Genomic DNA, 6,076 nt, shown 5'->3' with positions numbered 1-6,076 from the left:
TAGACAGTGCGCAGCACCTCGTGCCGCTCGGCCAGATCACCGACCGCCGCCCGCAACGCCGCCACATCCAACCGCCCCGACAACCGCACCGCGACCGGGATATTGTTCACCCCGCTCACAGGATCGAACCGGTTCAAAAACCACATCCGCTGCTGGGCATACGACAACGGCACCCGCCCCGGACGCGGCCACGCCCGCAACGCCTGCCCCGCCGCCGACCCCGCATGCTGCTCGACCCGCGCCGCCAAACCCGCGACCGTGGTCGCCTCGAACAGCAACTGCACCGGCACCCGCACATCCAACGCCGCACCGATCCGCGCGGCCGCCTGCGCCGCCAACAACGAATTACCACCCAACTCGAAAAAGTCGTCATCCGCACCGACGCGACCGTCCTCCTCGGCCACCAACAACGCCGCGAACACCCCCGCCACGATCTCCTCGACCGGCGTCGAAGGCACACGAAACGCGCGCGCGGCGAACACCGGCTCCGGCAACGCCGCCCGATCCAACTTCCCCACCGGCGTCAACGGAATCTCCCCCAACACCATGATCGACGCCGGAATCATGTAAGCAGGCAACGACTCACCGATGAACTCGGCGAGCGCGCCGGTGTCCACGTCGGCTCCCGGGCGCGGCAGCACATAGGACACCAGCGCCGTCGCGCCCGACGGCAACGTCTTGCCGAGGGTGGCCGCGAAGTCGATGTCCGGGTGGCTGGTCAGCGCGTTGTCGATTTCACCCAGTTCGATGCGGAAACCGCGGATCTTCACCTGGAAGTCCGAGCGGCCCAGGTATTCGATGACGCCGCCGTCCTGACCCCCGGCTTCGCTGCGACGCACCAGGTCGCCGGTGCGGTAGAGCCGCGCGGCGGGGTTGCCGGTGTCGGCGCCGAACGGGCTGGCGACGAATCGCTCCGCGGTCAGGCCCGGCCGGTTGAGATAGCCCTGCGCCAGCGCGGGACCGGACAGATACAGCTCGCCGACCACCCCGGCAGGCACCGGCCGCAGCCGCGAGTCCAGCACGAACGCCCCGACTCCCGGGATGGCCGTGCCGATCGTGATCGGCTCGCCCGGCGTCATCGGTGGCGTACTGGTGGCCAGGATCGTGGCCTCGGTGGGCCCGTAGCCGTTGTAGAACTCGCGCTCGGCCGCCCAGCGGGCGAGCAGTTCGGGCCCGAACTTGTCGCCGGCCACCACCACGGCCTGCAGGTCGTCGAGCCCCGCCGGATCCACCGATTCCAGTGCGCCCGGCGTGATGAGCATGTGCGTGACGTGCTCGCGCCGCAGCAGATCCGCCAGTTCGAAACCGCCGAACACCGACGGCGGCGCGATCACCAGCGTCGCGCCGGTGGAGAAGGCCAGCAGCAGTTCGAGTACGGAGACGTCGAAGTTCGGCGAGCAGACGTGCAGAACGCGCGACTCTTCCGTCACCCCGTAGTGCTCGCGCTCGGCGGTCACCAGTCCGGCGAGGCCGCTGTGCGAGACCACGACGCCCTTCGGCTTGCCGGTGGACCCCGAGGTGTAGATGACATAGGCCGGGTGCCGCTCGTCCAGCGGACGGACCCGGTCGGTGTAGGAGATGGGGTGCTCCGGGCGCGCGGCGATGCGCGCCGCCTGCACCGGGTCGTCCAGCTCGATCCAGTACACGCCGGTGCCGAGCACAGGGCGATGCGCCGAGGTGGTCAGGCCCACCGTGGCGCCGGAGTCGGCGACGATGTGGTTGATGCGATCGGTGGGGTAGGTCGGATCCACCGGCACGTAGGCCGCGCCGGTCTTGGCGATCGCCCAGACGGCCAGCACCGACTCCACGCTGCGCGAGATTCCGATGGCGACCACGTCGCCCGGCCCGACACCGCGCTCGATCAGCTCCCTGGCCAGCCGCGAGGACGCCGCGTCCAGCTCGGCGTAGGTGAGTTCCCGATCGTCGGCCGGGTCTCCCGTGGGGTTGAACCGGATCGCGACCTCGGAGGCGGCAGACTCGACGGCGGCGGTGAGCAGCTGCGCGAAGAGCGGACTGCCCGACCTGCGGCGACGGCTACCGCGAGCAGAGCGACGGGCGGTTTCCATTCGAGTGCATTCACCTCTCGCATCGAGCCAGGACCCGGGCCGTACCCTGCGCAGGGTTCGTTATCCGGGGCCAGCGCGGACCGAGCAATCATATAGGGGCTTGACTGCCCAACCCGCGCGCTGTATCGGATTGCCGCGGCTGCCGTCGGTGCGGGCCGCGTCCCCCCTCTTCGGTGCTGTCCTCTCGTCCAGCGCCGCCCACTCCCCCATGGAATCGGTGTCTTGCTTGATGCCTGCCGTTATATCGGCGCCGAGCCCGTCATGTTGCAGGACTCGCTCGATCGGTGAGCTTGCTCACAGCCACCCGCGCCGGGTGGCCTGCACCCCCGCCTGGAATCTCGTGCTCGCGCCGAGACGCTCCAGCAGCCGGGCGGTCCGGCGGACAACCGTGCGACGGGACATCCCGAGCCTGCGCGCGATGGTGTCGTCGGTCGCGCCCAGTCCCATCAGGGTCAGAATCGCGCGGTCACGTTCGTCCAGCGCCTCTGCGGCCGGATTCACCGATATGGGCGCGGCCATCGTCCACAGCACGTCGAACGTCTTGACCAACAGCTCGAGCGTGGGCGAACCCGTGATGCGCAGACCCATCGGATCGGGCCTGCGTTCGTCGGCGTGCAGCACCAGGCTGGCGCGCTCGTCGTCGCTGACGATCAGCTTGAACGGCGGTTCGGGCAACGTTCTGGCCTGCGCACCGCCTGCGTTGGTGGACAGGGCGTGCCGCAGGCGCTCGGGGTCCTGATAGACGGTGTCCTGGTACAAGGTCTGATAGCGGATTCCTTCGCCGAGCCTGGTCCGCTTGAGCTCGAACAGCCGGCGCTCGCGTTCCGGATCGCTGAGATAGGGACCGCGCTCGATCAGCTTGACGCAGCTGCGCGCACCGGTCTGCATTTCCTCGAAATCCGCCAGCATCTCCAGCCGCTCGTACACCGGCACCACCGCGCCGTTGCCGCGGGGCGAGCGGCGCACCGAACGGAACGTCTCGCTCAAGCGCGCCGCGGACGCGTGCATCTGGTTGATCTCCTGCTGCCTGCGCCGTGCCTCGGCTTCGGACAACGATTCCGGTGCGTGCGCGTCCCACAGCGGTTCGCCCTCGGGCGACTCGATGCGGACCGCGGCGCGCAATTCACACAACACATCCAACGAGTCCGCGGCCCGGTCTTCCGAAACGCCCAGGTACTGCGCGATATCGGTGAGACTCGACCGCGGATGGTGCACCAGCACGGCGTAGACGCGGCCGTGCGGTGACCCAGGCTCGAAGATGTCGCCCAGCTCGATCACGGCCCGAGCCTAGCGACCGACCGGTGCCCATGGGGCGGCTCTGAAAGACCCGTACGCCAACCGCTTCCCGCGCTATCGCGTTGCGGGAAGCTCCACTGCGCGCACCCGTGCGCTGACCGGAAGTTCAAGTTGGACAGGGGAAGTCAGTGCGAGGACGGGCCCCACTGCAAAGGCACGCCCTTGGCGGCCAGGTACGGCATCGGGTCGATCTTGGTGCCCGCCTGGTCCCAGATCTCCAGGTGCAGGTGCGGACCGGTGGACTGCCCTCGGTTACCGACGGTCGCGATCACGTCGCCCGCGTTCACGCGCTGACCGGCGTGCACGAACATCTCGTTCACGTGGCCGTAGACCGCGGTGGTGCCGTCGTCCTGGAGCACGCGCACCCACAAGCCGAAACCGGAGGCCGGTCCCGCCTCGATCACCGTGCCGTTGCTGACCGAGTGGATCGGCGCGCCCAGCGCGTCGGCGAAGTCGAGGCCGTAGTGCATGGCGCCCCAGCGGCTGCCGAAGCCGGAGCTGATCTCACCGGCCACCGGGCGCACCGCGGGCGCCGGAGCGACCTGCTGCTGTACGCCCTTGAGGACCTCTTCGGCCTGGGCCAACGGGGCTGCGATCTCCGGGGGAAGATTAGGAATGCCGAACGGAGCGGCGACCGGGGCAGCGATCTGCCCGGCGACCGCGACGGGCTCCGGCGCGGCCTGCGCGACGGGCTCGGCGGCCTTCGCCTCGGCGACCGGCAGGATGCTCGTACCCTTCACGGAGGCGGGCGCGGCCTGCGTCTCGTCGTCACTGTCGTGCGAGCCGGGCAGCAACGGCGACGCGTAGGCGATCGCTGGAGCGACCTGGCTGGCGGCGCCGATCAGAGCGCCTGCGGCGACCGCGGCGGTCGCGGCGGCCTTCACGCGTTCGGTGGCGGACGGCTCGGCGCGGTGCCGCGTCGGCCGGCCCGTTTCGCCGCCGTCGCCGAGGAGGCTTCGGACGGTAATGGAACTGGGGCCTACACGGTGCTGCGACAAAGCTGAGTCCTCGGTCGTAGAACAGGGTCCGGGATGCCGGAGCCCGAGCCGAACCGGGTTCGATAACGATCCGGTGAAGCCGGGCGGATAACGGTTTGGCATCCGTCGTGACGGGAACTCTACCGCGTCGTGACCATTCCGCAACCTTCCAGCGGAAAAACGCTGGTGAGTCCCGAGTCACATGTCCAGATGCGCGACAATCGGACCGTGATCCTCGACCATGTGGACGTTCCGATCGTGTTGGCCCCGATGGCGGGCGGCCCATCCACTCCCGAGTTGACCGCCGCGGTGGCCGAGGCGGGCGGTTTCGCCCAGCTGGCCGCCGGCTATCTCAGCGCGGCCGACACCGCGGCGCGCGTCGCGGCGACCCGCGCGGCCACCGGCAAGCCGTTCGGCGTGAACCTCTTCGTACCCGGTCCCCCGACCCCCGCCGCCGAACTCGCGGACTACCTCGCCGAACTCGGCGCCGACCACGAACTCGGGGATCCGCGCTTCGACACCGACGACTGGGACGCCAAGCTCGACCTGCTCGTCGCCGACCCGGTCGCCGCCGTGTCGTTCACCTTCGGCTGCCCGAGCGCCGCGGAGATCGAGCGGCTGCACGCCGCCGGTTCCGAAGTCTGGGTAACAGTCACTTCGGTCGCCGAAGCGCGCGTCGCGGTCGAGGCGGGCGCCGACGTGCTCATCGCCCAGGGCGCGGAAGCGGGCGGGCACCGCGCGACCTTCGTGGATCGCCCGGCCGACGACGCCGCCGACCCGCTCGGCCTGCTGGCGCTGCTGCAACTGCTCGCCGCCGCCACCGACCGGCCCCTGGTGGCCACCGGAGGGATCGCGACGGGCGCGGGCATCGCCGCCGCGCTCGCGGCGGGCGCCGCGGCCGCGCAACTGGGCACGGTATTCCTGCGCTGCCCCGAAGCAGGCACCAACCAAGTGCACCGCACCGCGTTGGCAGCCGACACGCCGACGATGCTCACGCGGGCATTCACCGGACGCAGGGCACGCGGGTTGCGCAACCGGTTTCTGCTGCGGCACACCGCCAACGCGCCGGTGGGATACCCGGAGATCCACTACGCCACCGCCCCGCTGCGAGCCGCCGCACGCGCGGCGGGCAACCCCGACGAGGTCAACCTCTGGGCCGGTCAAACCCATACGCTGACGCCGGAGCTACCCGCGGGCGAATTGGTCGCGACGCTGGCGGCCGACACCAAAGCCGCACTGGAAAAAGCACTTTCACGTCGAATCCAGCATTATTGACAACGACTTTCGATTAGACTCGGGCATCGCATCGACGTCCAGCACTGGAGGAGAGCGCCATGTCCCTTGATGTCCCCACCGCAATACTGGAACGCGCCGAGCGAGGCGAGGTCGACGACGCCGACTTCGTCGAGGTCGTACGCGACTCGCTGCCGTACGCCTGGGAAGTGGTCAGCCGCGTGGCCGCCGACCTGCGTTCCGGCACGGAGGAATACGCCGACAACACGATCGCACCGCCCGACGACGTGGCGCGTGGACAACTGCTGCGCGCCATGGCCTCCGACGCGATTCGCGGCGGGCTGGAGCGGCACTTCGGCGTGAAGCTCGCCTTCCAGAACTGCCACCGGGTCGCCGCGTTCCCGCTCGCCGCGGTCGGCGGCGACACCTACAGCACGTTCATCAGCACCCGGGCCCAGTTGCTCAACCAGAGCCCCGAACTGCGCAACTGCTGACCCCGAGCTG

5 protein-coding genes are annotated in these 6,076 nt (G+C 69.8%); 2 read left to right on the top strand and 3 right to left on the bottom strand.

Annotated features, from left to right (window positions below):
• The 3 genes from ACFU5M_RS20750 to ACFU5M_RS20740 all read right to left on the bottom strand — a co-directional run.
• Positions 1 to 2,066 (bottom strand): amino acid adenylation domain-containing protein (locus tag ACFU5M_RS20750; RefSeq protein WP_379051537.1); only part of this gene is annotated, 2,066 nt, incomplete at its 3' end.
• 294 nt (positions 2,067 to 2,360) lie between these two features.
• Positions 2,361 to 3,344, bottom strand: coding sequence for a DNA-binding response regulator (locus ACFU5M_RS20745; protein WP_379051535.1), 984 nt, complete (start codon positions 3,342 to 3,344; stop codon positions 2,361 to 2,363).
• Positions 3,345 to 3,487: 143 nt separating this feature from the next.
• The gene (locus ACFU5M_RS20740) at positions 3,488 to 4,360 is read right to left on the bottom strand and encodes a M23 family metallopeptidase (protein ID WP_379051532.1); all 873 of its coding nucleotides are present in this window, start codon (positions 4,358 to 4,360) and stop codon (positions 3,488 to 3,490) included.
• A gap of 189 nt (positions 4,361 to 4,549) precedes the next feature.
• On the opposite strand from ACFU5M_RS20740, the gene ACFU5M_RS20735 reads away from it, so the two are divergent.
• On the top strand, positions 4,550 to 5,614 hold the full coding sequence (locus tag ACFU5M_RS20735) for a nitronate monooxygenase (RefSeq protein WP_379051529.1): 1,065 nt from the start codon (positions 4,550 to 4,552) through the stop codon (positions 5,612 to 5,614).
• 59 nt (positions 5,615 to 5,673) lie between these two features.
• The gene (locus ACFU5M_RS20730) at positions 5,674 to 6,066 is read left to right on the top strand and encodes an SCO5389 family protein (RefSeq protein ID WP_379051526.1); all 393 of its coding nucleotides are present in this window, start codon (positions 5,674 to 5,676) and stop codon (positions 6,064 to 6,066) included.
• Positions 6,067 to 6,076 lie beyond the last annotated feature (10 nt).

Source organism: Nocardia sp. NPDC057455 (genome assembly GCF_042802775.1).
Lineage (GTDB): Bacteria > Actinomycetota > Actinomycetes > Mycobacteriales > Mycobacteriaceae > Nocardia.
The sequence above is the reverse complement of the archived record's forward strand: the minus strand, read 5'-3'. Positions and strand labels throughout refer to the sequence as shown.

Bases quoted from the DNA above. Each gene is read 5' to 3' on its own strand.
- ACFU5M_RS20735 (WP_379051529.1), top strand. From the start codon at position 4,550: ATGCGCGACAATCGGACCGTGATCCTCGACCATGTGGACGTTCCGATC.
- ACFU5M_RS20730 (WP_379051526.1), top strand. From the start codon at position 5,674: ATGTCCCTTGATGTCCCCACCGCAATACTGGAACGCGCCGAGCGAGGC.